This window comes from Streptomyces sp. NRRL F-5727 (assembly GCF_000719555.1).
Lineage (GTDB): Bacteria > Actinomycetota > Actinomycetes > Streptomycetales > Streptomycetaceae > Streptomyces.
Genome location: NZ_JOGX01000004.1, coordinates 321371 through 347070, shown reverse-complemented (window position 1 = coordinate 347070; position 25700 = coordinate 321371). Strand labels below are relative to the sequence as shown.

Below are 25700 nucleotides of genomic sequence, written 5' to 3'. Positions count from 1 at the left end.
ATCGTCAGGACCCGTGTGCGGCGCGGTGGTACGCCGCCACCGCGTCGAACGCGGCCTTCGGCTCCCAGGGCAGCTCCGGGTAGCGGATGCCCTTCCGGTCCTCGTACACCTTCACCACCCCGTAGCTCGCCAGGTCCAGGTCCGCGCTCGGGTCGCCGTCGGGGCGGTGGACGTGGTCGTGCAGCGCGAAGGTGAAGACGAAGGTGGTGTCCACGCCCGCCGCGTCGAAGACGGCGAGGAGTTCGCGCACGTACGCGGCCTGGCCCTCCTCGTCCCGCTCGTACGCCCCCGTCAGCCGGACCGGACCCGTCTCGGCGTACTCGACGACCTCCAGGCCCAGCGCGCCGCGGTCGCCCGCGCCCCGGTAGCAGGCCGCGCCGAACTCGGTGACCGCCACCGGCTTGCCGTGGGCGGCCTCGACCATGCCCCGTACCCCCTCGGCGAAGCCGGCGGCGATCTCCGCCGAGCGGTAGACGTCCACCGAGACGAGGTCGAACGGCGTCCAGTCGACGGCTTCGAGGGGGACGGAGGCGTAGGTGACCGGGCCGCCGAAGCGGGCGCGGACGACCGCCGCCGCCTCGGCGAGGAAGGCGTTCACCCGGGCCCGGACCCCGCCGAGCGCCGCCCGCAGCTCGTCCGGGCGGCGGAGCAGCGCCACCCGCTCGTCGGTGTCGGCGCCGGGCAGGAAGCCCGGGTTCATGAGGCTCAGTTCGGCGCCCGCCACGAAGACGACGTCGGCGCCGCGCCGGCGCAGCCGTTCCGCGCGCGCGGCGCAGTCCGCGAAGAGCGCCAGCATGCCGGCCTCGGTCTCCTCGAGCGGGTACGGCGAGACCCAGACCTCCAGACCCAGGTCGGCCGCGTACCCGGCCGCCAGCTCGATCCGGTCCGGGTCGCCGCCCATCACCCGTACCGCCGTGCAGTGGAGGTCGTCCCGGATGATCTCCAGTTCCCGCCGGACGGTCTCCGGCCGGAAGGCGCGACGGGCGTTCCGGCCGTGCTTCACGAAGCCCGTGTCGTAGCTGATGCCTCTGGCGCGCATGGTCCGCTCCCGCCTCGATCGGTAAGGTACTGGGCGTACCTTAATTGGGGTGGAGCCGGGCGGGCAAGGAAGATGGGGAGGTACGGCTCGTACCGGAGAAGGGGTGGCCATGGAGCGGGACGGGGCACTGGGGGAGCGGCGGACGGAGCCGGTGCGGACCCGGCGGCGCGGTGCCGCCCTGGAGGAGGCGATCCTCGACGCCGCCGCCCGCGAGCTCACCGAGTCCGGTTTCGCCGGCATGACCATGGACAGGGTCGCGGCCCGCGCCGGCACCAACAAGAACGCCCTCTACCGCCGCTGGCCCCACCGCCTGGCCCTCGGCGCCGCCGCGTACAAGCGACTCGCCACCACCGCCCCCGCCCCCGACACCGGCACCCTCCGCGGCGACGCCCTGGAACTGCTGCGGCAGGCCAACCGGCACTGGAGCTCGCCGCTCGGCGCCGTCCTGCGGGAACTGCTCGCCGCGGCCGGCGGGGCCGCCGAGTTCCTCGCCGCCCTCCAGGACCAGTCGGGCGAGGCCGCCGCCGCCCCGTGGCTCACCGTCCTCGGCAGGGCCGTCGCCCGCGGCGAGGCCGCCCCCGAGGCACTGCACCCCCGGGTCGCCACGGTCGCCGTGGTCCTGCTGCGCAACGAGTTCGTGGTGCGGGGCGTGCCGAGCGCCCCCGACGAGGTCCTCGTCGAGATCGTGGACGAGGTCTACCTCCCCCTCGTCCGGGGGCGCGGCGCCGGACCGGCCGACTCCTGACCGCTCCTCCGGCCTGCGATGATCTGACGTATGACCGTCTCACCCACCCGGCACCCGGCCGCCGTGCTCCGCACCGAGCGGCTGGAACTGCGGCCCGTGCGGAGCACGGACGTGCCCGCCGTCACCCGGCTCTGGACCGATCCGGAGGTGCGGCGCCACCTCGGCGGGCCGGTCATCGACTCCGTCGTGCGGATCCGGCAGCGGCGGATCGTCGGCGCGCCCGGCTGCCGTGCCGTGGTGCGGACCGAGGACGGCGTGCTGCTCGGCCTCGTCACCGTCGAGACGGCCGGGCGCGGGGGCGAGACCGAGGTGTCGTACCAGTTAGTACGAGGACTTCCACCCGGCACGCCGAGAGCACGCACCTGACGCCGCGGGGCCGCCCTTCGGGCGACGACGGGAGTTTGACGACAGGACCTAGGCCCTGCCGCCCTCCGCCAGCCGGGTCACCGCCCGCTCGATCCGGGCCGCCCGGGTCTTCGCCGTCCTGGCCTGCCAGAGGCTCAGGATCACCAGGTACCGGTCGGTCCTGCCGAGCGCCTCGAAGGCGCGGGCCGCCTCCGGGCGGGCCGCGAGGGCCTCGGCCAGGTCGTCCGGGACCGTCGCGTCCTTCTGGGAGGGGTACGCCGCCGCCCACCGGCCGTCCGCCTGCGCCGCCCGCACCTCCGCGAGGCCCGGCTCGCGCATCCGCCCGTCCGCGAGCAGCCGCTCGACCTGGCGGACGTTGACCTGGGACCAGAGGCTGCGCGGCCGGCGGCGGGTGATCTTCTGGAGGTACGCGCGCTCGTCGCGGGCCTTGCGCTTGCCGGTGATCCAGCCGTACGCGAGCGTCAGGTCGAGGATCTCGTCGGCCGTCGGCGAGGGCAGGCCGCCGCCCTTGCGGCCGAGCAGCAGCCAGATGCCCGGGGAGTCGCCGTGGTGCCCGGCGAGCCACGTCTCCAGTTCGGCGCCGCCGTCGAAGGACAGGACCTCCAGTCCTTCGTCCGTGCCGACCGTCTCCACCGCGACCACCTCTCCGAACGTCCGCGCGCGCCCGTCCGGGTAGCACCCGCACAAGATATTGACACTGGCCGGAGATCGGTCGTAACTTGCCTGCAACGTCGAACTAACGCGCGTTACTAAAGCGCGTAACCAATGAGTTCCGGCCGGGGGGCCGTACCAGCAGAGGGAGGGGTCACCGTGGCGGCCAACCACGCCCGCAGCGTCACCATGAGCGATGTGGCCCGGCGGGCCGGCGTCTCGCGCACGGCCGTGTCCTTCGTCCTGAACGACCGGCCCGGCGCGGCGATCCCCGACGAGACCCGTCGCCGGATCCTCGCCGCCATCGACGAACTCGGCTACCGGCCGAACGCCGGAGCCCGCGCGCTCGCCGCCCAGCGCAGCGAGTGGTACGGCCTGATCACCGAGATCGTCACCGCCCCCTTCGCGGTCGACGTCATCAAGGGCGCCCAGGACCGCGCCTGGCTCGACCGCAAGTTCCTCCTGATCGCCGCGAGCGAGGGCGACCCGGCCCAGGAGGCGGCCGCCCTCGACAAGCTCCTCGAACAGCGGGTGGAGGGGCTGCTCTACGCCACGACCTGGCACCGCGCCGTCACCCTCCCGCGCGCCGCCCGCGAGGTCCCCACGGTCCTCGTGAACTGCTACGACGCCGAGGGCGAGCTGCCCTCCGTCGTCCCCGACGAGGTCACCGGCGGCCACCGCGCCGCCCGGCGCCTCGTCGACGCCGGCCACACCCGCATCGGCCTGATCAACCTCGACCCCGCCATCCCGGCCGCCGTCGGCCGCCGCGAGGGGTACGAGCGGGCGCTGCGCGAGGCCGGCCTCCCCCTCGATCCCGCGCTGGTCGTCTCCGGCCACGCGACCGCCGACGGCGGCTACGCCGCCGCCTGCGAACTGCTCGACCGCGCCGACCGGCCCACCGCGCTCTTCTGCGCCAACGACCGGATGGCGATGGGCGCCTACGACGCCATCAAGGAACGCGGGCTGCGGATCCCGGACGACGTGGCCGTGGTGGGCTACGACAACCAGGAACTCATCGCCGCCTATCTGCGGCCCAAGCTGACCACGCTCGCCCTCCCCTTCGAGGAGATGGGCGCCAAGGGCGTGGAGATGCTGGCCGCCCTCGCAGCGGGACAGCCGCTCGCCACCCGCAGGGTGACGGTCGACTGCCCGCTGCTCGAACGCTCGTCGGTCTGACCGCGAATCAGGCCCGTCGAGTCATCTCGTCCCGTCTTCGTCTGGTGTGTTGAAGAGAGGAAAGAGCCACCATTATGACACCCTCCCCCGCCCGTGGCCGATCTTCCGGAAGGTTCCGCCCCGCCCTGCTCGCGGCCGCCGCCGCGACCGCGCTCCTGCTCACCGGCTGCTCCGGCGGCGCCGGAGCGACCGGCGCCCAGGGCACCTCCGGCGCGCAGCTGCTCACGATCCCGCGCGAGGACATGGGCACCTTCACCCGGAACTTCAACCCGTACTCGCCCAAGGCCGCCCCGATGACCCGGGAGGCGGTCTACGAGCCGCTGATGATCCACAACCCGGCCGACGGCAAGGACACCCCCTGGCTCGCCACCTCCTGGACCCGGGCGACCGACGGGAAGTCCGTCACCTTCGCCCTCCGCGAGGGCGTGAAGTGGTCCGACGGGCGGCCGTTCACCGCCGAGGACGTCGTCCACACCTTCGCGCTCCAGAAGAAGCTCCTCGGCGGCTTCGACTACCTCACGAAGGTCACCGCCGACACGCCGACGAAGGTCACCTTCCACCTCTCCAAGCCGTTCTCGCCCGCGCTGTACGAGATCGGCGGCCACTTCGTCACGCCGAAGCACATCTGGTCGAAGATCGCCGACCCGGCCAAGGACGTCAACGCCACCCCCGTCGGCACCGGCCCCTACACCCAGGTCGCCGCCTTCCAGGCCCAGTCGTACGAGCTGCGGAAGAACCCCGCGTACTGGCAGCCCGCCAAGCAGCGGATCGCCGGCATCCGCATGCTCGCCTTCTCCGGCAACGACAGCGCCAACCTCGCCTTCACCAACGGCGAGGTCGACTGGACGCAGTCCTTCATCCCGGAGATCGAGAAGTCCTTCGTCGCGAAGAACCCGGAGCGGAACCACTACTGGTTCCCCACCACCGGAGCGATGATCAACTGGCAGCTCAACACCGCCAAGGCCCCCTTCGACGACCCCGCCCTCCGCAAGGCCCTCAGCCGCGCACTGGACCGGGAGAAGATCGCCGAGGTCGCCATGAACGGCTACACCGAGCCCGCCGACTGCACCGGCCTCTCGAACGGCTACGACGCCTGGCGCGACGCCGCGGTCGCCGCCTCCTGCGACTGGACGACGTACGACCCGAAGGCCGCCGCCACCGCCCTCGACGCCGCCGGCTACAAGGCGGGCGGCGATGGGAAGCGCACCCGCAAGGACGGCAAGCCGCTCGCCTTCGACATCTCCGTCGGCTCCGCCTCCTCCGACTGGATCTCGGTCGCCAACATCATCAAGCAGAACCTCGCCGAGGTCGGCGTCACCGCCACCGTGAAGTCCCCCGACTGGTCCGCCGTCGTCGCCTCCTACGAGGACGGCTCCTTCGACAGCGGCATCGTGTGGAGCGGCAACGGCGCGACCCCGTACGAGTTCTACCGCGGCGCCATGTCCCGTACCACCGTCAAGCCCGTCGGCGAGAAGGCCACCGAGAACTACCACCGCTTCGGCGACCCCGAGGCCGACGCCCTCATCGACGCCTTCGCCGCCGGCGACGCCACGACCCAGAAGGCCAAGGCCGGCGAGCTGCAGAGGCTGTTCGCCGCCGAGGCCCCCGTCGTCCCGCTCTTCCCCGGCCCCGAGTGGGGCGCGTACACCGACAGCCGCTTCACCGGCTGGCCGTCGGAGAAGAACCCGTACGCGACGCTCTCCAACCGGTCCGTGACCACCGTCCTGGTGCTCACCTCCCTCCAGCCCGTCACGGGCAAGTGACCCCGCGGGGGCGGCCGCCGGCCCGCCCGGCCCGACAGGCCGCCCCCGCCCCCGTACCCCACCAGGGAGGAACGAGCAGTGCGTCTCGTCCTGCGCAACCTGGGCTTCTATCTCCTCGCCTTCTGGGCCTCCGTCACCCTGAACTTCCTGCTGCCGCGCCTCATGCCCGGAGACCCCGTCTCCCGCATGTTCGCCCAGGCCCAGGGGACGATGCAGCCCGAGCAGATCGCCCAGCTCCGGAAACTCTTCGGTCTCGACGAACGGCCCCTCTGGCGCCAGTACGCCGACTACCTCCACCAGGTCGCCACCGGCGACCTCGGCATCTCCCTCTCCCGCTTCCCGACCCCCGTCTCCGAGGTCATCGGCTCCCAGATCGGCTGGACCCTCCTCCTCGGCGGCACCGCCCTCGTGATCGCCGCCGTCGTCGGCAACCTCCTCGGAGTGCTCGCCGCCTGGCGGCGCGGCGGGATCCTCGACTCCGCCTTCCCCCCGCTGCTGGTCTTCATCGGCTCCTTCCCCTACTTCTGGCTGGCGATGGGCGCTCTCTACCTCTTCGGCGTCACCCTCGGCTGGTTCCCGCTCCGGCACGCCTACGACGCCGGCCTCGTCCCCGGCCTCGACGCCGCCTTCGTCGGCAACGTCGCCACCCACCTCGTCCTGCCCGCCCTCACCATCGTGCTCGTCTCCATCGGCGGCTGGATGCTCGGCATGCGCAACACGATGATCGCCACCACCGCCGAGGACTACATCACCATGGCCGAGGCGAAGGGCCTCAGCCCCTCCCGGATCATGTTCCGGTACGCGGCCCGCAACGCGCTCCTGCCCTCCGTCACCAACTTCGGCATGGCCCTCGGCTTCATGGTCGGCGGCGCCCTCCTCACCGAGGTCGTCTTCGCCTACCCCGGCATCGGCTACCAGCTCCTCGCCTCCGTCCAGGCCCTCGACTACCCGCTGATGCAGGGCATCTTCCTCACCATCACGGCCGCCGTGCTGCTCGCCAACTTCGTCGTCGACCTCGTCCACGTCCGCCTCGACCCGCGCGTCCGCGTCCGCTGAGGAGGGGAGCCGCCACCATGTCCGTCCTCGACACCCGGGACGCCACCGTCCCCACCGCCGCCCCGGCGCCCGCGCGCCCGGCCGCCCGCCGCGGCCTGCTCCGCCGGGTCCTCGCCGACCGCAAGGCGCGCGCCGGGCTGCTGCTCCTCGCCGTCTTCGCCCTGCTCGGGCTGCTCGCCCCCGTCCTCGCCCCCGGCGACCCCTCCCTCATCGGCGACTCCGGCGCCACCCCGCCCTCCGCCGCCCACTGGCTCGGCACCACGGCCAAGGGCCAGGACGTCCTCGCCCTCACCCTGTGGGGCACCCGCACCTCGATGCTGGTCGGCTTCACCGTCGGGCTCGCCGCCACCCTCGTCGCCCTGATCGTCGGCCTCGCCTCCGCCTACCTCGGCCGGCTCGTCGACGACCTGCTCACCCTCGTCACCAACGTCTTCCTGCTGCTGCCCGGCCTGCCGCTGCTCGTCATCCTGGCCGCCTTCCTGCCGCCCGGCACCGCCACCGTCGTCCTCGTCCTCACCGTCACCGGCTGGGCCGGCTCCGCCCGGGTGCTGCGCGCCCAGGCCGCCTCCATCCGCGGCAAGGACTTCGTCGCCGCGGCCGTCGTCACCGGGGAGCGCCCGCTGCGGATCATGTTCCGGGAGATCCTGCCCAACATGGCCTCCGTGGTGATGACCACCGTCCTCGGCTGCGTCGTCTTCGGCATCGGAGCCCAGGCGGGTCTGGAGTTCCTCGGCCTCGGCGACTCCTCGGTCGTCAGCTGGGGCACCAACCTCTACTGGGCCGGCAACGACGGCGCCCTGATGACCGGCGCCTGGTGGGCCTTCGTCCCGTCCGGACTCTGCATCGCCCTCGTCGCCTTCGCCCTCTCCCTCGTCAACTACGCCGTCGACGAGATCACCAACCCGCGGCTGCGCGCCCGCCGCGACTCCCGTCGGAAGGAAAAGAAGTGAACGTCCTCGACGTCCAGGGCCTCACGGTCCAGTACCGCGGCGAGGGCCGCAGTGTCGTCGCCGCCGACGACGTCTCCTTCACCATCGGCCCCGGCGAGGTCTTCGGCCTCGCCGGAGAGTCCGGCTGCGGCAAGTCCACCCTCGCCAACGCCGTCATGCGGCTCCTCAGGGAACCCGCCGAGATCACCGCCGGCCGCGTCCTCTTCCAGGGCCGCGACATCCTCGCCCTGGACGACCGCGAACTGCGCGCCTTCCGCTGGCGCGAGATCGCCATGGTCTTCCAGTCCGCGATGAACTCCCTCAACCCCGTCCTCACCGTCGGCGAGCAGATCGCCGACATCTTCACCACCCACGAGAAGCTGCGGAGACGGGCCGCCCGCGACCGCGCCGCCGAGCTGCTCGGCCTCGTCGGCATCAGCCCCGACCGGCTCCGCGCCTACCCGCACCAGCTCTCCGGCGGCATGCGCCAGCGCGTCGTCATCGCCATGGCCGTCGCCCTCCGCCCCAAGCTGCTCATCATGGACGAGCCGACCACCGCGCTCGACGTCGTCGTGCAGCAGGAGATCATGGCCCAGATCGCCGACCTCCAGCGCCGGCTCGGCTTCTCCGTCCTCTTCATCACCCACGACATGTCGCTCATGGTCGAGATGTCCCACCGCATGGGCGTCATGTACGGCGGCCGGATCGTCGAACTCGCCCCCGCCCAGTCCCTCTTCGCCCGGCCCCGGCACCCCTACACCGAGGCCCTGATGCGGGCCTTCCCGCCGCTCACCGGACCCCGCGCCACCCTCACGGGCCTCTTCGACGCCCCGCGCACCGCCGACAGCTGCGGCTTCCACCTCGCCTGCCCCGCCGACCGGTCCGACTGCTCGGACAACATCCCGGACCTGCGCGAGCTCGCCCCCGGCCACTGGGCCGCCCTCACCGAAGGCGCCACCGCATGACCCCCCTCCTCCGCGTCCGGGGCCTCACCAAGGACTTCCAGGTCGGCTCCGTCTTCTCCCGCCGCCGCGTCCGGGCCGTCGACGGCGTCGACCTCGACCTCGACCGGGGCCGCGTCACCGCCCTCGTCGGCGAGTCCGGCAGCGGCAAGTCCACCATCGCCCGCTGCGTCGCCCGCCTCGAACGGCCCACCGCCGGCCGGATCCTGCTGGACGGCGAGGACGTCCTGCGCACCGAACGCCGCCGGGCGAGCCGCGCCTACCGCGGCTCCGTCCAGATGGTCTTCCAGGACCCCTTCGGCTCGCTCAACCCCGTCCACCGCGTCGAGCACTTCCTCACCCGCGCGCTCGTCCTGCACGGCCACCCCGCCGACCGCGGCCGGCTCGCCGACCTGATGGCCGAGGTCGGCCTCCCCGCCGACCACCTCGACGCCCACCCGCACGAACTCTCCGGAGGCCAGCGCCAGCGGGTCGCCATCGCCCGCGCCCTGGCCGTCGGCCCCCGCGTCCTCCTCGCCGACGAACCCACCTCCATGCTCGACGTCTCCGTCCGCGTCGGCGTCCTCAACCTGATGCGCCGGCTCCGCGACGAACGCGACCTCTCCCTGCTGTACATCACCCACGACCTGGGATCCGCGCGCTACCTCGCCGACACCACCGCCGTCATGTTCGCCGGCGCGCTCGTCGAGGGCGGCGACGCGCTCGCCGTCATGGACGCCCCCGCCCACCCGTACACCCGGCTGCTGCTCTCCGCCGTGCCCGACCCGGAGCGGCGCACCGGCTACGACAAGGCCGAACGCGCCCGCCTGCGGGCCGCCGTGCTCGACCCCGTGTCCTGCCCGTACGACGACGGCACGTGCAGCGCCACCACTCCCGTACGCCACGTCGTCGGCGAGGACGAGGGCCAGGCGCACTGGGTGCGCTGCCACCTGTACGCCCCCGCCCGCGAGATCGCCCACCGTGTCCTCCAGGGCACGGACACCCCGGAAGCCGAGACCACCGCCGCATGACCCAGGACCTGATCACCGCTGCGCAGCCGCTCGCCGACGGCCTCGCCGAGCGCGCCTCCCGCGACCCGCACCGACCCCGCTACCACTTCACCGCGCCGGGCGGCTGGCTCAACGACCCCAACGGGCTCACCCACCGGGACGGCGTCTACCACCTCTTCTACCAGTACAACCCGCTCGCCCCGGCCCACCACCGCATCCACTGGGGCCACGCCACCTCCACCGACCTCGTCACCTGGACCGACGAGCCCGTCGCCCTCGTCCCCGGCGCCACCGGCCCCGACCGCGACGGCTGCTGGTCCGGCGTCCTCGTCGACGACGACGGCGTCCCCACCCTCGTCTACTCGGGCCGCCACGGCGACCGCGAACTGCCCTGCGTCGCCACCGGCACCCCCGACCTCCGCCACTGGACCAAGGACCCCGGCAACCCGGTGATCCCCGCCCCGCCGGCGGGCCTCGACCTCACCGCCTACCGCGACCACTGCGTCTGGAAGGAGGACGGCCGCTGGCGGCAGCTCGTCGGCTCCGGCCTGCGCGGACAGGGCGGCACGGCGCTGCTGTACGACTCCGACGACCTGCGCAGCTGGCGGTACGTGGGCCCCCTCCTCATTGGCGACGCGAGCGAGGGCCGGGCGGGGGAGCCGGACTGGACCGGCACGATGTGGGAGTGCGTCGACCTCTTCCAGGTGGCGGGGACGGACGTCCTCGCCTTCTCGGCCTGGGACGAGGGCACCACCCACCACCCGCTGTACTGGACCGGCCGGTACGAGGGCGACCGCTTCACCCCCACCGCCCTGCACCGGCTCGACTACGGGCAGAACCACTTCTACGCCCCCCAGTCCACCCGCGACGCCGACGGCCGCCGCATCATGTTCGGCTGGCTCCAGGAGGGCCGGGGCGAGGGCGCCACCGCCCGCGCCGGCTGGTCCGGCGTCATGTCGCTGCCCCGCCTGGTCACCCTCGGCGCCGACGGCGCCCTCCACCAGGCGCCCGTGCCCGAGCTCGCCCGGCTCCGCCGCGACCACGTCGCCGTCGGCTCCTTCACCCCCGGGCCCGACCCGGCCGAGGCCCTGGACGCGGTCCGGGGCGACCAGCTCGACCTGGAGGCCACCCTGCGCCTCGCCCCCGGCGCCGTGCTGCGGCTCGCCGTCCGCGAGACCCCGGACGGCGCCGAACGGACCGTCGTCGAGCTGGCCCGGGCGGGCACGGCCCCGACCGCCACCCTCCGGCTGCGCCGCGAGGCGAGCAGCCTGGACCCGGACACCGACACCACCCCGCGCTCCGGCGAGGTGCCCCTCACCGCGGACGGCACCGTCGCGCTCCGCGTCCTGGTCGACCACTCGGCCCTGGAGATCTTCGCCGGGGGCCGCGCCCTCGCCTCCCGCGTCTACCCGACCCGCCCGGACGAGGCCGTCGGAGTCTCCCTCACCGCCGTCGGCGAGGTCCGCGTCGACCGCCTGGACGCCTGGCACATGGCCCCGGTCTTCACCGGCCCCCGCGCACTCTGGCCCTGACGGGCCCCTCTCCCCGGGAGGCGCGCGGCCGCGCCGCGCGCCTCCCGTCCCCCTGTCGTCCTCATGCGCCACCCACCGCCGAGGAGGCCCCATGATTTCCGTCCCTTCCCCCGCCACCCCCTCCCGGCGGGCCGTGCTCGCCGCCGGGACGCTCGCCGCCCTGCCCCTCGCCCTGACCGCCGCACCGGCCGGCGCCGCCCCGCGGGCCCGCCGGCGGACGGCCGCGCCGCTCGGCGCGGTGACCTCGCCCGTACCCGACCCCCTTCCGTACCGGGGGAGTTGGCAGCGCACCGCCGACGGAGGGCAGCGCGCCGCCGCCCCCGCCGGAGGCACCGCGCTCGCGATGACCGAGCACCGCACCGGCGCCCGATCCGGCGTCGCCCTCCGGGTGGCCGCCGACCCGGCGACGCCGAACGCCCGGGGCGGACTCGTGCTGCGGGCGGCCGCCGACGGCTCCGCCGGGTACGCCCTCACCCTGGAGCCCGCCAACGGCCAGGTCCGGCTCACCGACCTCGCCGACGGCACCGTCCTCGCCTCCGGCGCCGCCGGACCCGGCGAACTCCTGGAGGTCGCCACCGACGGGCCCGCGCTCACCGTCCACGTCGACGGCCGCCCGGTGCTCGCGGTGCACGACCACCGCCACCGCGCGGGCCACACCGGCCTGTTCGCCGCCGCCGGCACCGTCCTCCTCGGGCCGCCCCGCGCCTGGACCGTCACCACCGACCTCACCGGCTGGACCGGCGACCCCGGCTGGACGCCCACCCCGCTCGGCCTCACCGCCGACGCGCCCGCCGGGACCAACCTCCGCACCCTCGCCGCCGAGGAGGCGTACGACACCTCCCTCCAGGCCGACGTCGTCGTCCACGACCCCTACGCGGTGGCCGCCCTCCTGGTCCGCGCCGACGCCACCGGCAGCCGGGGCTACGCCGTCGAAGTCGACCCCAACCAGGGCCGGTTGCGCCTCTACCGCGTCGACGGCAACACCACCCTCGCCAGCCACGCCGTCCCGGTCCTCCCCGGCACCGTCCACCGCCTCCGCGTCGAGGCCGAGGGCCGCCGGCTGCGCGTCCACTGGCAGAGCGACTTCCTCCGCCCCGACGGCTACGCCCCCGTCATCGACACCGAGGACCCGGACCCCGACCCCCACCTCTCCGGCCGGCACGGCCTGCTGGCCTACAACGGACGCGTGTCGTACGAGAACGTCACCGCGCCCGGCGCCGCCGAACTCCCGGGCGGCACCACCGAGTCGGGCACGTGGACCCGAGACCTCGCCGGCCTCCGCGGCCACGACGGAGTCCGCACCGCGCCCGCCCCGGCCGGTCCCGGCCTCGTCGTCTCCGCCGACGTCCGGCTCGCCGGCGCCCGCGCCGCCGGCCTCCTGGTCCGCGGGCACGCCGTCCTCCTCGACCGGCAGGCCGGCGCCGTCCGGCTCCTCGACCACGCCCGCGGCACCCTCCTCGCCAGCGCCCCGCCGCCCGTCCGCCCGCTTCGGGACGGCGACCTCGTGCGCCTCGAAGTCCACCTTCTGGACGGGGAGTTCACGGTCCACGCCGACGGTGTCCGGGTCATCGACAGCGCCCCCGCCGCCACCACCGGCGGCACCGTCGGACTCGTCGCCGACGGCGGCACCGCCTTCTTCCGGGAGGTGTACGCCGTGGACTCCCGCGACCACTTCACCGAGCCGTACCGGCCCGCCTTCCACCACTCCCAGCGGTCCGGCTCCGCCAGCGACCCCAACGGGCTCGTCTGCTTCGACGGCGAGTACCACCTCTTCCACCAGGACCAGGGACGCTGGGCGCACGCCGTCTCCACCGACCTGCTGCACTGGCGGTCCCTGCCGCGCGCCCTGGACTGGAACGCGTACGGCCACTGCTGGTCCGGCAGCGCCGTCGCCGACCTCCACGACGCGTCCGGTCTCTTCGACGGCGGGTCCGGCCTGATCGCGTACTACACCAGCCACCACCCCGACCGGATCGGCGGGAACCAGTCCGTGCGGGCCGCCTACAGCACCGACCGGGGCCGCTCCTGGCAGTGGTACGGCGGCGCGGAGCCGCTCGTCGGGAACCCCGGAGGACCGGACGGCGGCTGGGACTTCCGGGACCCGAAGGTGCTCCGCGACGAGGCCCGCGACCAGTGGGTGATGGTCGTCTCCGGCGGCGACCACGTCCGCTTCCTCACCTCCCGCGACCTGCTCCACTGGACCCACGTCAGCTCCTTCGGCTACGGCCCCTGGGTCACCGCCGGCGTCTGGGAGTGCCCGGACCTCTTCCCGCTGCCCGTCGACGGCGACCCCGGCCGCACCGCCTGGGTCCTCACGCTCTCCACCGGCGCCGTCCGCGCCACCGACGGCTCCGCCGCCGTGTACCTGACCGGCACCTGGGACGGCACCGCCTTCACCCCGGACCAGGCCCCCGGCGGCTGGCTCCGCAGCGACCACGGCCGCGACTTCTACGCGGCGATCACCTTTGACAACACCCCCGACGGGCGCCGGATCTGGCTCGGCTGGACCACCAACTGGGACTACCCCTTCAGCGCCCCCACCGGCCCCTGGCAGGGCCAGCACAGCGTGCCGCGCGTCCTCTCCCTCGCGGCGGGACCCGCCGGCCACCCCGTCCTGCGGCAGTGGCCCGTCGCCGAACTCGCCGCCCTGCGCGCCGGATCGACCGTCCGCACCGGCCTCACCGCCGGCCCGGGCCTCCCCGACCCGTGCGCCGGACTCACCGGCACCGCCTACGAGATCGAGGCCGAACTCGCCTTCCCCGCCGAGGGGGCCGCCACGGACTGCGCCTTCCTGCTGCGCGGGAAGGAGGGACGGGCCGTCCGGGTCGGCTACGACCCCGGGCGCGGCCGCCTGTACCTCGACCGCGCCGACTCCGGGCGCACCGACTTCACCCGCTGGTTCGCCGGCCGGGCCGAGGCCCCGCTCGCCGCCGCGCCCGACGGCGGCGGCCGGACCGTCCGGCTGCGGATCCTCGTCGACTCCTCCTCCGTGGAGGTCTTCGGCGGCGCGGGGGAGGCCGTCCTCACCGGCCTGGTGCTGCCGGACCCGGACGCGGCCGGCCTCTCCTTCACCGCCGACGGCGGCGCCGTCCGGCTCGTCACCCTCGCCCACCACCCGCTCGGCTCCACCTGCCGGGTCGGCGGCGCCCCCGGGCGGACCCTGCCCGCCGCGCCTCCGCCGGGGGAGTTCCGCACCGACCTCGGCGCGCTCACCGTGACGCCCGCCGGCCGCTGGGCGCCCACCGGAGCGGGCCTGACCTGCGTCTTCGACCGGGACAGCGACGCCCTCTCGACCCGCCGCTTCGCCGACCTCGAACTCACCACCCTGCTGCGGCTGGGCGGCGCCGACGGGGTGCGCGGCGCCGCCTCCCTGCTCTGGCGGGCCTCCGCGGACGGCGCCGACGGCTACGTCCTCAACGTCGACCCCGACCTGCGGGCCGTCCGGCTGGTGGTCCGGCGCGGCGGCTCCTTCGACGACGCGGCCGCCCTCGCCAGGGTGTCGCTGCTCGTGCGGCACGGCGTCACGTACCACCTGCGGGTCGTCCACCAGGGCACCCGGATCCGGGTCTTCCTCGACGGAAGCGGGATCATCGACCTCACCGACCCGGGCGCCGCCTTCGCGTCCGGACACGTCGGCCTGAACGTCTTCGGCGGCCGGGCCGGCCACCAGGACACCTACGCCAAGGAGCTGTGAACCGCATGTCCTTCCTGGTGATCGGCGAGTGCGTCGCCGACATCGTCCGCGAGCCGGGGGCCGCCGACGTCGTCCACGCCGGGGGCAGCCCCGCGAACGTCGCCTACGGCCTCGCCCGGCTGGGCCGGGACACCACCCTCCTCACCCAGCTCGCCGACGACGACGCCGGGCGGCTGATCGCCGGACACCTCACCGGCGCCGGGGTGCGGATCGCCGTCGGCGGCGCCCCCGCCCGTACCCCGACGGCCGTCGTCTCCCTCGACGAGCGCGGCCAGGCGGCGTACGCCTTCGACATCGCCTGGACGCTGACCGCCGACGGGCCGCCGGCGACCGGGGGGCCGGTGCGGCACGTCCACCTCGGCTCGATCGCGGCCGTCACCGCGCCGGGCGCCGCCACCGTGCTCGCCCTGACCGGGCGGCTCAGGGACACGGCCACGGTCAGCTACGACCCGAACGTGCGGCCCGCGCTGATGGGGGAGCACGGTCCGGCCGTGGCCCGGGTCGAGCGGTGCGTGGCCCTGGCCGACCTGGTGAAGGCGAGCGACGAGGACCTGGCCTGGCTCTACCCGGGTGAGTCCCCGGAGGCGGTGGCCGCGCGCTGGCTGGAGCTCGGCCCGGCCGTCGTCCTCGTCACCCGGGGCGGCGCCGGATCGCTGGCGGTGACCCGGGGGGACACCGTGGCGGCCGGGGCGCCGCCCGTCGCCGTCGTCGACACGGTCGGCGCGGGCGACTCCTTCATGTCGGCCGTCCTCGACGCGCTGGCCGGCCGCGACCGGGCCGGGCTCGCCGTGCTCGGCGCCGACGACCTCGCCGGGCTGCTGGCCAGGGCCGGGGCGGCGGCCGCCGTCACGGTCTCCCGGGCCGGGGCCCGGCCGCCGGACCGCGCGGAGCTGGACGCGGCGCTCGCGGCCGGGTGAGGGTCAGGTCCGGGCGTGGCTGGTGATGTCCGCCGCGAACGCCTCGACCAGCTCCGGCGTCACCGTCGGGCGGGCGGCGGCGATCGCCGCCAGGTAGTCCGCCGTGCTCGCGCCCGGCGCCGGGGCGTCCGCGTCCCGGCCGCCGACGGCGAGCAGATCCCGCTCGAAGGACGCCTGGGCGGCGACCCGGGCCGCGTGCTCGATGTCCGCGGGGGTGAACAGGTCGCTGGCCAGGACCAGCTCGTCGATGTCCACCTCGGGCCGGCCGTCCGTGTAGCGGGACCAGATCGCGGCCCGGGCGGTCTTGTCCGGCGTACCGATCGGGATCAGGTAGTCGAAGCGGCCGGGCCGCAGGAAGGCCGGGTCGAGGGAGCGGACCGAGTTGGTCGCGCAGACCAGGAGCCGCTCGTCGCGCTCCCGGAAGCCCGGGATCAGCTTGAGGAGCTCGTTGGTGACGCCGTGCAGCCCGCCGGGCTGCGCGGGCTCGGTGCGGACCGGGGCGATCTCCTCGACCTCGTCGATGAAGACGAGGACCCGGTCCAGCTCGGCGATCCGCGCGAAGGCCGAGCGCAGCGCCGCCGCCAGGTTGCCGCCGTCGGCCAGCCGCGACGGCAGGATCTCCACGAACGGCCAGCCCAGCCGGGAGGCGACCGCCCGGGCGAAGGTCGTCTTGCCGGTGCCGGGCGGGCCGAAGAGGCAGATGGCCCGCGGCGGCCGGACCCCGTGCCGGCCGGCCCGCTCCGGCTCGGCCAGCGGCAGCACCACCCGCCGCTCGATCAGGTCCTTCTCCCGCTCCATGCCGGCCACCTTCGCCCACAGGTCGCCCGGGAGCAGCCGGCCGCCGAGATCGTCCAGGAGGCCGGCGGCGGGGCCGTGCAGCGGCTCGGTCTTCTCGAAGTAGGCGACGGCCGGCCGGCGGGTGTAGCCGGCGTTCAGCAGCCCCTCGCCGAGCAGTTCCTCCTCCGGCAGGACGTACGCGATGCGGCCCACCCGGGCGGCGACCAGCTTGCGCTCCAGCTCCACCAGGAGGGCGCTGGCCAGGCCCCGGCCGCGCCAGGCGGAGGCGATGGCGATCCGCATCACCCAGGCCCGCTCCCCGGAGACGGAGGCGAGCGCGGCCCCGATCGGCACGCCCTGGTGGACGGCGACGACGGCCGGCTGGCGGGAGGTGAGGGCGCCGATGCACTCGGCGAGGGAGAAGACGGACTCCTGGCCCAGCTCGGCCGTGGTGTCGATCAGATGGACGACGGCGGCGAGATCGCTCTCGCGGTAGTCGTGGATGTGCCAGTTCACCGGTGGTACCGCCCCTCGTGTGCTCTTGTTGCGGCGAGGCTAGGCGGGGGCCGGGCGGCGGGGCCTGCGCCATCCTGCACAAGGCGGGACGGGGAAACGCGCCGGTCCGTCACTGGGCGGAGCGGCGCGGACACGCGTACGGCGGCGCTCCCGGGGGAGCGCCGCCGTGGGGACGGGAAGGTGCAGCCTCACGTCCTGCGCTTGCTCATCAGCAGTCCGCCCGCGGTGAGGGCGAACAGACAGACGCACGCGCCCGCGATGACATTGCTGAGCACCATGCCGGTGTCGGGGTTCCGGGTGACGACCCATGGGGCGACGATCGTCCAGGCGCCGAGCAGCAGGACCACGAAGTTGAGGTCCTGGGACCGCTCCGGGGCCATCGACGTGCACAGGCCGAGGACCGCGAGCGCGATGCCGACCACCAGGTTGGTGATGGCCAGCTCCGGCCTGGCGGCCGCGAAGTGGACCGTGTAAGCGGAGACCGCGATCCAGACGCCGGCGAGGATCACGAGCTCCTCGACGGCGGCCACTCCTCTGGTCTGCATGATCTGCGCGTAGCGGTCGCGCATCTCCGTGGCGTCGGGGTGTCCCGAGATGTCACCGTGACGGTGAGAGACGTCGGCCATGTGACTCGCCTCCTTGCTGGCGTGCTGCGTGTCGGACCGCGCTCGCGGCACGAGGCCGCAGTCCCATTGTGCGCTTATATGTTCCTTATGTGAAGCGGGAACGAGAGCGGCCGCCCGCCCCGGCGTACGCTGAGAGAGGACTCGGGGCACCCGCGCACCGCCGGGAGGCGAGACGATGACCGGCATCGTACGAAGAAGCTTCGACCAAGCGGACGAGACCCGCCCCTTCGAGGGCGACAAGGGCAGGCTGGACCTGCTCGGCACGGAACACGGCCCCGTCGGGCGCGCCGTCTTCGAACCGGGCTGGAAGTGGTCCGAGCACGTCAAGCCGATCGCCGGGACGGACAGTTGCCAGGCGTCGCACGTGGGATACGTGGTCAGCGGCCGCATCCACGTCGTCATGGACTCCGGCGAGGAAGACGAGTTCGGCCCCGGCGACTTCATGGAGGTCACCCCCGGCCACGACGCCTGGGTCGTCGGCGACGAACCGTGCGTGGCCCTCGACTGGGTCGGCTTCGGCGACTACGCGAAGTCCTCCTGAACGGCGAAGACCGGTTCCCTACCCTGGACGCGCGGCCGGCGTGTCCAGGGTCGCGTCCAGGGCCTCGTCCAGCGTCGTCGCCGCCATGATCAGGGAGAGGTGGGTGAACGCCTGGGGGAAGTTGCCCAGTTGTTCGCCCGTCGGGCCGATCTCCTCGGCGAACAGGCCGACATGGTTGGCGTACGTGAGCATCTTCTCGAAGGCGAAACGGGCCTGGCGCACCCGGCCGGCCCGGGCCAGCGCGTCCACGTAGAGGAAGGTGCACAGGCTGAACGTGCCCTCGGCGCCGCGCAGTCCGTCGGGGGCGGCACCGGGGTCGTAGCGGTGGACCAGGTTGTCGCGGACGAGGGCCCGCTCGATCGCGTCGAGGGTGCTCAGCCACCGCGGGTCGGTGGGCCCGAGCAGACCCGTGCGCGGGATCAGCAGGAGGGAGGCGTCGAGGACGTCCCCGCCGAAGTACTGCACCAGGGCCTCGCGCCGGTCGCTCCAGCCGCGCCGCATGACCTGCGCGAAGATCTCGTCCCGGGCCGCCCGCCAGGTGTCCAGGGCCGCCGGGCGGCCGAACTCCTCGGCCAGCCGCAGGCCCCGGTCGAAGGCCACCCAGGACATCACCCGGCTGAAGGTGAAGTCCTTCCGGCCGCCCCGGGTCTCCCAGATGCCCTCGTCGGGCGCGTCCCAGGACTCGGCGAGCCAGTCGAGCATGCCCGACACCGCCCGCCACCCGTCGTACGTCGGCTGGACGTCCTGGCCGGTGCCCTGCGCCAGCGCGTACAGCGACTCGCCGAAGACGTCGAGCTGGAGCTGGTCCGCCGCCGCGTTGCCGACCCGGACCGGCGCCGAACCCCGGTACCCCTCGAACTCCGTGAGGACCTCCTCCGGCAGCCACGGATCCCCGTCCACCCGGTACATGATCTGCAGCGGCCGCCCGCCCGCCGGGCCCGTCGACCGCTCGGTGACCCGCGTCGTCAGCCACTCCGTGAACGCGGTCGCCTCCTCCGCGAACCCCAGGTCGAGCAGGGCCCGCACGGCCAGCGAGCCGTCCCGCACCCAGGTGTAGCGGTAGTCCCAGTTCCGCTCGCCGCCCACCTGCTCCGGCAGGCCCAGCGTCGGCGCCGCGATCGGCGCGCCCGTCGGCAGATACGTCAGCAGCTTCAGCGTGATCGCCGACCGGTGCACCATGTCCGGCCAGCGGCCCCGGTACCGCGCGGTGCGCACCCACCGCTGCCAGAAGTCCACGGCGTCCCACAGCGCCGCCTCCACCTCCCGCACGTCCGGCAGCGGTGGCGGCGCGGCCTGGGGGCCGTCCACGGTGAACGAGGCCCCGGCGGTCCCGCCCTCGACCAGCCGCAGCCGGCCCCGCACGTCGGACGGCCCGTCCTGCTCCAGCGGTACGTTCGTCTGGAGGAAGCCCGCCATCGCCGCCGAGCGGAAGGACGCGGTACGGCCGTCCACCCGGGTCTCGTGCGGCGTCCGCCCGAAGCCGAACCGCGGCCGGCACTCCAGCGTGAACACGACGCTTCCGCGCGTGCACCGCATCACCCGCATCAGGGTGTGCCGGTCGGTGGCCCGGCCGGTCCGGTCCGGCGGCATCCAGTCCATCAGCTCGCCCACCCCGTCCGGGGACATGAACCGGGTCACGAGCATCGCCGTGTCCGGGTAGTAGAGCTGCTTGACCGTCACGTCCGGCCCGTCGACGGAGAGCCGGAAGTACCCGCCCCGGTCGTGGTCGAGGAGTGCCGAGAAGACCCCGGGCGAGTCGAAGCGGGGCGCCGCGAACCAGTCGACCACGCCCTCGTCGGAGATGAGCGCGGCCGTCTGGAGGTCGCCCACGAGACCGTGCTCGGCGATGAGCGGATAGCGCTTCATCCCCCCACTATCGGCGACCGTGCCCCGTCGTGCCTCCGGCGAGATGCCGTCGCCGGACGGCGGGCGCACCATGGACGGAGAACGACGAACCGGCGGGAAGTGAGGAAGCAAGGGCCGCTCGGGGACGCGCGTAACCGGACATGGCAGGGCCATGAGAGCAACGCCCGCGGCCCGGCAGGGCCGCCCCGCGAAGCAGAGCCGTCTCTACCGCCTCGGGCACTGGTGCGCCCGCCACTTCGTCGTCGTCGTGGCCCTCTGGCTCGCCGCCCTGGTGGGACTGCAGATCACCGACCGGGCGGTCGGCGGCCAGTACTCCGACGACTTCGACCTTCCCGGCGCCCAGTCCTCCGACGGCCTGTCCGTCCTGGAGGCGCACGACCCGGCGGCCGGCGGCTACGGCGCCCAGATCGTCCTCAACGACCCGTCCAAGCCGCTCACCGAAGAGGCGTCCGCCGTGAACTCGACGGTCGCCGCCCTGGAGAAGCTGCCGGACGTCATCGGCGCCCAGAACCCGCTGCCGCCGCCCGGCACCCCACCGCCCCCGACCTCCTCCACCACCCCGAACACCGGCCCGCTCTCGACCGACGGCAAGACCGCCTACATCACCGTCCGCTTCAGCGTGCCCCCGTCCACGCTCGGCACCGACTACCTGACCGGAGTCGACGGGGCCGTACAGCCGCTCAGGGACGCCGGCGTCACCGTCGAGTACGGCGGCCCGCTCGGCGAGCTGGCCCGCCCCGCCGCCGATGACCGCACCAGCGAGGCCATCGGCTTCGCCGTCGCGATCGTGGTCCTCCTGATCGGCTTCGGCAGCGTGATCGGCGCCGTGATGCCGCTGGTCACCGCGCTGATCGGGGCGATCTGCGGACTGGCCCTGCTGGGCCTCACCGCCGCCGCGTTCACCTTCGGCACCGTCTCGCCGACGCTGGCCACCATGATCGGCCTCGGCGTCGGCATCGACTACGCGCTGTTCCTGATCACCCGCCACCGGCAGAACGTCATGAACGGCCACGAGCCCGCCGACTCCGCCGGCCTGGCCACCACCACCAGCGGCCGCGCGGTCCTCGTCTCCGGCTGCACCGTCGTCATCGCCCTCTCCGGCCTGTGGGTCTCCGGCGTCACCTTCATCGGCAAACTCGGCCTGGCGGCGGCCTTCACCGTCGTCACCGCCGTCCTCGCCGCGCTCACCCTCGTCCCCGCCCTGCTCGGCCTCGCCGGCCGCCGCATCGACCGCTACCACGTCCGCAGACCGGTCGCCGAGACGGACGCCGAGCCCGGAGCGGAGGCGCACGGCACCTGGCACCGGTACGCCCAGCGCGTCGAGCGGCGCCCCTGGTACTTCCTCGTCGGCGGCGTCGTCGCCCTGCTCGTCCTGGCCTTTCCGCTGCTCTTCATCCAGCTCGGCCACATCGGCGACGGAGCCGACCCGAAGTCCTTCACCGACCGCCGCGCCTACGACCTGATCTCCACCGCCTTCGGCCCCGGCGCCAACGGCCCCCTCACCCTCGTCGTCGACCAGTCCGCCGTGCCGTCCGCCGACCGCGCCCAGCTCGCCACCGACCTCCAGAAGGCGCTCACCGGCGTGCCCGACGCGGCCTCCGTCACCCCGCTGAAGGCCACCGCCGACGGCGACGTCCTCGTGGGCACCGCCTACTCGGTCGCCTCCCCGCAGGACGAACGGACCACCGACCTCACCAACCACCTCATCGACGACGTCCTCCCGCAGGCCGTCGCCGGCACGGACGCGCAGACCTACGTCACCGGGACGACCGCCGCCCAGGTCGACTTCCTCGACCTCGTCTCCAGCCGCCTGCCGCTCATCATCGCCGTGGTCGTCGCCCTCGCCTTCCTGGTGATCCTCACGGTCTTCCGCGGCCTCCTCGTCGCGGTCAAGGCCGCCGTCCTCAACGTGCTCTCGATCGCCGCCTCCTACGGTGTGGTCGTCGCCGTCTTCCAGTGGGGCTGGGGCGGACCCGCGCTCGGCGTCTCCGGGAAGGTGCCCATCGAGAGCTATGTGCCGATGATGATGTTCGCGATCGTCTTCGGCCTGAGCATGGACTACGAGATCTTCCTGCTCTCCCGGGTGCGGGAGGCGTGGCTGCGCACCGGCGACTCCAAGGCCAGCGTCGCGCACGCCCTGGAGATCACCGCCCGGGTGATCACCTGCGCCGCCCTCATCATGGTCAGCGTCTTCGCCGCCTTCATCGTCTCCGACAACATCGTGGTCAAGATGCTCGGCCTGGGTCTCGCCGCCAGCGTCCTCATCGACGCGACGGTGGTCCGGCTCCTGCTGGTCCCCGCCGTGATGACCCTGCTCGGCAGGCACGCCTGGTGGACCCCGCGGTGGCTGGACCGGATCCTGCCCCACCTGGACACCGAGGGCGAGGAGGCCGTCAAGCGGGACGAGGCCGCCACGACGCCGTCCGGCACCTGAAATCCGGCGGACGGGACGGGCGTGACCAGGCAGAATGCCGTCATGATCCAGAACGACCAGCGTACGCACGTGCCCTTCGCCGGGGCCGACGAGCGGGCCACGCTCTCCGCCATGCTGCAGTTCCAGCGGGACACCCTCGCCTGGAAGTGCTCCGGGCTCACCCCGGAGCAGCTGAAGGAACGGGCCGTGCCGCCGTCGGGGCTGTCCCTGCTCGGACTGGTCCGGCACGCCGCGGAGGTCGAGCGCGGCTGGTTCCGGAACGTGCTGGCCGGGGAGGAGAGCCGCAGCCCCTGGACCCCGCCCGGCTCCACCGACTGGGCCGACTTCGACGTCGAACACGCCGACGCCGAGGCCGACTTCGCCGTGTGGCAGGCCGAGTGCGCCCGCTCGCGGGCGATCGTGGACGCGGCCCCGTCGCTCGACGCCACCGGCACCCGGGGGGAGGAGACGTACTCGGTCCGCTACGTCCTCGCCCACATGATCGAGGAGTACGCCCGGCACAACGGCCACGCGGACCTGCTCCGCGAGCGCCTCGACGGCGCGACGGGGGAGTGACGAGCACCGTGACGACACCTCAGCACCCCGACGTCGCCGAGGCGATCACCCGCGAGCGCCTCCTCCACGACCCCGCCGTCCGGCGGTCCCGGCCGCTCGCCGAGGAGCTGTTGGACCCGGAGTTCACGGAGACCGGCGCCTCGGGACGGCTCTGGACGCGCGCGGAGATGCTCGCCGCCCTCGCCGAGCTGCACGGCGGCGAGGACGGCCCGCCGATCACCGCCACGGCCTTCGCCGGCACCGTCCTCGCCCCCGGAGTCGTCCACCTCACCTACGAGACCGTCATCGACGGCCGGCACGCCCGGCGTTCCTCGGTCTGGCGCCGCGACCCCGCCGGCACCCTCCGGCTCTTCCACCACCAGGGCACGCCCGTGCCGGGCGCCGCCGACCCGGCGTAGACCCACCGTCCGGAGGCCGCGCTCAGACGTAGGCGTCCGTCACGCAGTCCGCCGCGCAGCCGTACCGCCGGAAGCCACGGCGCAGCGCGGCGGCGGCGTGCTGCCGCTCGACGTGCTCGTGCCCGTACCGCTCCCGCGCCAGCCGCTCCACGTCCGCCACCGTGACGATCGCGGGCTCGCCGTCCCCGGCGGCGCGGCGGGCCGCCACGATCGCCTGCTCCACGGCGCGCTCCAGGTCCCGGACGTACGCCGCGTGCGCCATCCGGCCGGCCCTGCGGGCCGCGAACGGGCGCACGGCCCGCCCCTTCCACACGATCCCGGCCACGATCAGGACGAGCCCGGGGCCCAGCAGGAACACACCGCCCACGAACTCCTTGGCGGTCCACCCCATGTGCCGTCGCCTCCCCCCGTCCGCCGGCCGTCGATTCTACGGCCGCGGGCGCCGGTCACGCCTGCACGAGGTCGCCGTGCCGGTGCGCCACGCGCCAGGCGCCGTCCTCGCGCCGGTACGTCTGGGTGGCGCGCAGCGTGTAGGTGCGGGCCTCCCCGTCCACCGACGTCGAGATGTGCTCGAGGCACGCGGTGTAGGCGGCGTCGCCGACCACGTCGTGGCTCAGCACCTCGATGCGGTAGGAGGTACAGCCGGAGAAGCGCTTGGCGAGCGCCGTGAACAGCGTGTCCACGTCCTCCTGGCCGAGCGCGTTGTACCAGGCGCCCAGGACGCTCACCGGCTCGCGCCGTGACCAGAGCGCCCGGCGCGGCGCCGGGTCCCCGTCGTGCAGCGCCCGCTCGGCGGCTTGGAGGTCGGTCCTGACCCACGTCAGGAAGTCGTCCCGGTCGGTCATGCCTTCATCATGCCCACGGCGCCCCGTGCCCCGCACCCGCTGGCGCCGCCGGGCCGGCGGTCAACGCGGGGGTACGGAGGCGGGGTCGGCGAGCACGGTGTCGCGGGCCAGGGCCACCGCGCCGCGCAGCGGGGCGTCGGCGCCGAGCACGCCGGGCAGCGGGACCGGCACCGGGGCCGCGCCCGCCGCCAGGGTCCTGCGGCCGGCGAGCCGGGCCTCCAGGCCGCGCACCAGCCAGGGGTGCCAGTCGGCGAGGTAGCCGCCCAGCACCACGTCGTCCACGTCGAGGAGGCTCGTCACGGCGAGGACCGCCGCGCCCAGCACCTCCCCGGCGGCGTCCAGGGCCGCGACGGCGGCCGGTTCCCCCGCGGCCAGGGCCGCGCCGAGCGCGGCGACGGCCGCCTCGGTGCCCCGCCCGGCGCGCAGGCCGCCGAGGCCGGCCGCGTCGGTCAGCGCCTCGGGGCCGAGGTAGAGGGCGAGGCAGCCGCGCCCTCCGCAGGCGCAGGGCGGCCCGTCGAAGGCGACCGGCATGTGGCCGGGCTCGCCCGCGACGCCGTGGCCGCCGGCCTCGATCCGGCCGTCGAGGACGAGCCCGCCGCCGACCCCGACGTCGGCCTTGAGGTAGGCGAGGGAGCGCGGCGCGGTGCCGCGCCGGACCGTCAGCGCGCGGTACTCGGCGAGCGCGGCGAGGTTGGCGTCGTTGGCGAGGAGCACGGGTCCGGCGGTGGCGCCGAGCCGGTCCCGCAGCAGGGCGCCGAGGTCCACGGGGCCCGGCCAGCCGAAGTCGGTGGAGAACATCCGGCCGCCGGCGGTGACGGGGCCGGGCACGGCGACGAAGGTGCCGGCGAGGTGGGCCCCGGGGTGCGCGGCCCGGGCGGTGGCCGCCGTCTCCCGCACGGCGTCGGCCAGGGCGTCGGCGAGGGCGCCGGGATCGCCGTCGGGGGTGGTGTGGGGGAGGTCGGCGCGGTGCCCGAGACGTCCGGCGAGGTCGGCGACGGCCAGGTGGAGCCGTTCCCGGGTGACCCGGACCGCCACGGACACCACCCGCTCGGGCACGGTCTCCAGATGCCGCCGGGGCCGCCCGCGTCCGCCGCCGGCGACGAGCCCGGCCTCGCGGACGAGGCCCCGGCCGACGAGGTCGGCGGCGAGCGCGGTGAGGGAGCCGTGGGCCAGGCCGGTCGCGGCGGCGGCCTCGCCGCGCGAGGAGGGGCCGTGGTCGGCGAGGTGGCGCAGGACGCGGGCGAGGTTGTGCCGCCGCACGTCGGCGGGGGACTCGGGGGCGGGGCGCACCCCTGGATTCTGCCCGGCCCGCGGCGGGCGCGG

Annotated in this window: 23 protein-coding genes; 15 read left to right on the top strand and 8 right to left on the bottom strand. The window is 74.6% G+C overall.

Annotation, left to right across the window (positions count from 1 at the left end; translation table 11 throughout):
- Positions 1–4: 4 nt before the first annotated feature.
- Positions 5–1039, bottom strand: coding sequence for a hypothetical protein (locus IF73_RS0105315; protein WP_031003926.1), 1035 nt, complete (start codon positions 1037–1039; stop codon positions 5–7).
- A 109-nt stretch (positions 1040–1148) separates the two neighbouring features.
- On the opposite strand from IF73_RS0105315, the gene IF73_RS0105310 reads away from it, so the two are divergent.
- Both IF73_RS0105310 and IF73_RS37475 read left to right on the top strand, forming a co-directional pair.
- Entirely contained in the window at positions 1149–1784 is a 636-nt protein-coding gene (locus IF73_RS0105310; protein ID WP_051716552.1) for a TetR/AcrR family transcriptional regulator, read from the top strand.
- Positions 1785–1814: 30 nt separating this feature from the next.
- Positions 1815–2150 carry a GNAT family N-acetyltransferase gene (locus IF73_RS37475; protein WP_051716534.1) on the top strand — a complete coding sequence of 112 codons (336 nt, stop codon included), beginning with the start codon at positions 1815–1817 and terminating at the stop codon, positions 2148–2150.
- A 48-nt stretch (positions 2151–2198) separates the two neighbouring features.
- Here the strand turns inward: IF73_RS37475 and IF73_RS0105300 are convergent, their stop codons facing one another.
- Positions 2199–2783, bottom strand: a complete 585-nt coding sequence (locus tag IF73_RS0105300; protein ID WP_234338159.1) for a YdeI/OmpD-associated family protein — start codon at positions 2781–2783, stop codon at positions 2199–2201.
- 177 nt (positions 2784–2960) lie between these two features.
- Here IF73_RS0105300 and IF73_RS0105295 point away from each other — a divergent pair, with 177 nt between their 5' ends.
- The 9 genes from IF73_RS0105295 (at position 2961) to IF73_RS0105255 (ending at position 15819) form a co-directional block, all read left to right on the top strand.
- Complete coding sequence (locus tag IF73_RS0105295; RefSeq protein WP_031003923.1) at positions 2961–3977, top strand: LacI family DNA-binding transcriptional regulator; 1017 nt, start codon at positions 2961–2963, stop codon at positions 3975–3977.
- 74 nt (positions 3978–4051) lie between these two features.
- A complete protein-coding gene (locus tag IF73_RS0105290) occupies positions 4052–5740 on the top strand; it encodes an ABC transporter substrate-binding protein (protein WP_051716533.1) in 1689 nt (562 codons plus the stop codon).
- Between the two features lie 78 nt (positions 5741–5818).
- Positions 5819–6796: an ABC transporter permease gene (locus tag IF73_RS0105285; protein WP_031003921.1), complete on the top strand. Its 978-nt coding sequence runs from the start codon at positions 5819–5821 to the stop codon at positions 6794–6796.
- 17 nt (positions 6797–6813) lie between these two features.
- Positions 6814–7746, top strand: coding sequence for an ABC transporter permease (locus tag IF73_RS0105280; RefSeq protein WP_031003919.1), 933 nt, complete (start codon positions 6814–6816; stop codon positions 7744–7746).
- Complete coding sequence (locus IF73_RS0105275; protein ID WP_031003917.1) at positions 7743–8690, top strand: ABC transporter ATP-binding protein; 948 nt, start codon at positions 7743–7745, stop codon at positions 8688–8690. The genes IF73_RS0105280 and IF73_RS0105275 overlap by 4 nt, the downstream gene beginning before the upstream one ends.
- On the top strand, positions 8687–9697 hold the full coding sequence (locus IF73_RS0105270) for an ATP-binding cassette domain-containing protein (RefSeq protein WP_031003915.1): 1011 nt from the start codon (positions 8687–8689) through the stop codon (positions 9695–9697). Before IF73_RS0105275 ends, IF73_RS0105270 begins: the two co-directional genes overlap by 4 nt.
- Entirely contained in the window at positions 9694–11208 is a 1515-nt protein-coding gene (locus IF73_RS0105265) for a glycoside hydrolase family 32 protein (RefSeq protein ID WP_031003913.1), read from the top strand. Before IF73_RS0105270 ends, IF73_RS0105265 begins: the two co-directional genes overlap by 4 nt.
- Before the next feature lie 91 nt (positions 11209–11299).
- Positions 11300–14902, top strand: coding sequence for a glycoside hydrolase family 32 protein (locus tag IF73_RS0105260; protein ID WP_031003912.1), 3603 nt, complete (start codon positions 11300–11302; stop codon positions 14900–14902).
- A gap of 5 nt (positions 14903–14907) precedes the next feature.
- Complete coding sequence (locus tag IF73_RS0105255) at positions 14908–15819, top strand: carbohydrate kinase family protein (RefSeq protein ID WP_031003910.1); 912 nt, start codon at positions 14908–14910, stop codon at positions 15817–15819.
- 3 nt (positions 15820–15822) lie between these two features.
- On the opposite strand, the gene IF73_RS0105250 is transcribed toward IF73_RS0105255, so the two are convergent.
- Positions 15823–17112, bottom strand: coding sequence for an ATP-binding protein (locus tag IF73_RS0105250; RefSeq protein WP_031003908.1), 1290 nt, complete (start codon positions 17110–17112; stop codon positions 15823–15825).
- A gap of 188 nt (positions 17113–17300) precedes the next feature.
- Positions 17301–17738 (bottom strand): SPW repeat protein, encoded by a 438-nt coding sequence (locus IF73_RS0105245; protein ID WP_031003907.1) that lies wholly within the window; start codon positions 17736–17738, stop codon positions 17301–17303.
- A gap of 175 nt (positions 17739–17913) precedes the next feature.
- Here IF73_RS0105245 and IF73_RS0105240 point away from each other — a divergent pair, with 175 nt between their 5' ends.
- A complete protein-coding gene (locus tag IF73_RS0105240) occupies positions 17914–18279 on the top strand; it encodes a cupin domain-containing protein (RefSeq protein ID WP_031003905.1) in 366 nt (121 codons plus the stop codon).
- Positions 18280–18297: 18 nt separating this feature from the next.
- Here IF73_RS0105240 and IF73_RS0105235 read toward each other — a convergent pair whose 3' ends face one another.
- Entirely contained in the window at positions 18298–20145 is a 1848-nt protein-coding gene (locus IF73_RS0105235; protein ID WP_031003903.1) for a glycoside hydrolase family 15 protein, read from the bottom strand.
- Between the two features lie 151 nt (positions 20146–20296).
- Between IF73_RS0105235 and IF73_RS0105230 the strand changes: the two genes are divergently transcribed.
- The 3 genes from IF73_RS0105230 to IF73_RS0105220 are packed head-to-tail and all read left to right on the top strand — an operon-like array spanning position 20297 to position 23532.
- Complete coding sequence (locus IF73_RS0105230; protein WP_051716532.1) at positions 20297–22579, top strand: MMPL family transporter; 2283 nt, start codon at positions 20297–20299, stop codon at positions 22577–22579.
- Between the two features lie 42 nt (positions 22580–22621).
- Complete coding sequence (locus tag IF73_RS0105225) at positions 22622–23134, top strand: DinB family protein (RefSeq protein WP_031003899.1); 513 nt, start codon at positions 22622–22624, stop codon at positions 23132–23134.
- A gap of 8 nt (positions 23135–23142) precedes the next feature.
- Positions 23143–23532, top strand: a complete 390-nt coding sequence (locus IF73_RS0105220) for a DUF4440 domain-containing protein (RefSeq protein ID WP_031003897.1) — start codon at positions 23143–23145, stop codon at positions 23530–23532.
- 22 nt (positions 23533–23554) lie between these two features.
- Here IF73_RS0105220 and IF73_RS0105215 read toward each other — a convergent pair whose 3' ends face one another.
- From IF73_RS0105215 to IF73_RS0105205, 3 genes are read right to left on the bottom strand one after another with little or no spacing between them, the layout of a single operon-like run.
- Entirely contained in the window at positions 23555–23923 is a 369-nt protein-coding gene (locus IF73_RS0105215; protein ID WP_031003896.1) for a hypothetical protein, read from the bottom strand.
- 55 nt (positions 23924–23978) lie between these two features.
- Positions 23979–24377 carry a nuclear transport factor 2 family protein gene (locus IF73_RS0105210; protein WP_031003894.1) on the bottom strand — a complete coding sequence of 133 codons (399 nt, stop codon included), beginning with the start codon at positions 24375–24377 and terminating at the stop codon, positions 23979–23981.
- A 60-nt stretch (positions 24378–24437) separates the two neighbouring features.
- Complete coding sequence (locus IF73_RS0105205; protein WP_031003892.1) at positions 24438–25667, bottom strand: ROK family transcriptional regulator; 1230 nt, start codon at positions 25665–25667, stop codon at positions 24438–24440.
- Positions 25668–25700: the final 33 nt, after the last annotated feature.

Coding starts and splice junctions, on each gene's coding strand:
- IF73_RS0105235 (WP_031003903.1), bottom strand. CDS start 20,145: ATGAAGCGCTATCCGCTCATCGCCGAGCACGGTCTCGTGGGCGACCTC.
- IF73_RS0105225 (WP_031003899.1), top strand. CDS start 22,622: ATGATCCAGAACGACCAGCGTACGCACGTGCCCTTCGCCGGGGCCGAC.
- IF73_RS0105315 (WP_031003926.1), bottom strand. CDS start 1,039: ATGCGCGCCAGAGGCATCAGCTACGACACGGGCTTCGTGAAGCACGGC.
- IF73_RS0105260 (WP_031003912.1), top strand. CDS start 11,300: ATGATTTCCGTCCCTTCCCCCGCCACCCCCTCCCGGCGGGCCGTGCTC.
- IF73_RS0105310 (WP_051716552.1), top strand. CDS start 1,149: ATGGAGCGGGACGGGGCACTGGGGGAGCGGCGGACGGAGCCGGTGCGG.
- IF73_RS0105230 (WP_051716532.1), top strand. CDS start 20,297: ATGAGAGCAACGCCCGCGGCCCGGCAGGGCCGCCCCGCGAAGCAGAGC.
- IF73_RS0105290 (WP_051716533.1), top strand. CDS start 4,052: ATGACACCCTCCCCCGCCCGTGGCCGATCTTCCGGAAGGTTCCGCCCC.
- IF73_RS0105280 (WP_031003919.1), top strand. CDS start 6,814: ATGTCCGTCCTCGACACCCGGGACGCCACCGTCCCCACCGCCGCCCCG.
- IF73_RS0105255 (WP_031003910.1), top strand. CDS start 14,908: ATGTCCTTCCTGGTGATCGGCGAGTGCGTCGCCGACATCGTCCGCGAG.
- IF73_RS0105265 (WP_031003913.1), top strand. CDS start 9,694: ATGACCCAGGACCTGATCACCGCTGCGCAGCCGCTCGCCGACGGCCTC.
- IF73_RS0105240 (WP_031003905.1), top strand. CDS start 17,914: ATGACCGGCATCGTACGAAGAAGCTTCGACCAAGCGGACGAGACCCGC.
- IF73_RS37475 (WP_051716534.1), top strand. CDS start 1,815: ATGACCGTCTCACCCACCCGGCACCCGGCCGCCGTGCTCCGCACCGAG.
- IF73_RS0105215 (WP_031003896.1), bottom strand. CDS start 23,923: ATGGGGTGGACCGCCAAGGAGTTCGTGGGCGGTGTGTTCCTGCTGGGC.
- IF73_RS0105245 (WP_031003907.1), bottom strand. CDS start 17,738: ATGGCCGACGTCTCTCACCGTCACGGTGACATCTCGGGACACCCCGAC.
- IF73_RS0105270 (WP_031003915.1), top strand. CDS start 8,687: ATGACCCCCCTCCTCCGCGTCCGGGGCCTCACCAAGGACTTCCAGGTC.
- IF73_RS0105210 (WP_031003894.1), bottom strand. CDS start 24,377: ATGACCGACCGGGACGACTTCCTGACGTGGGTCAGGACCGACCTCCAA.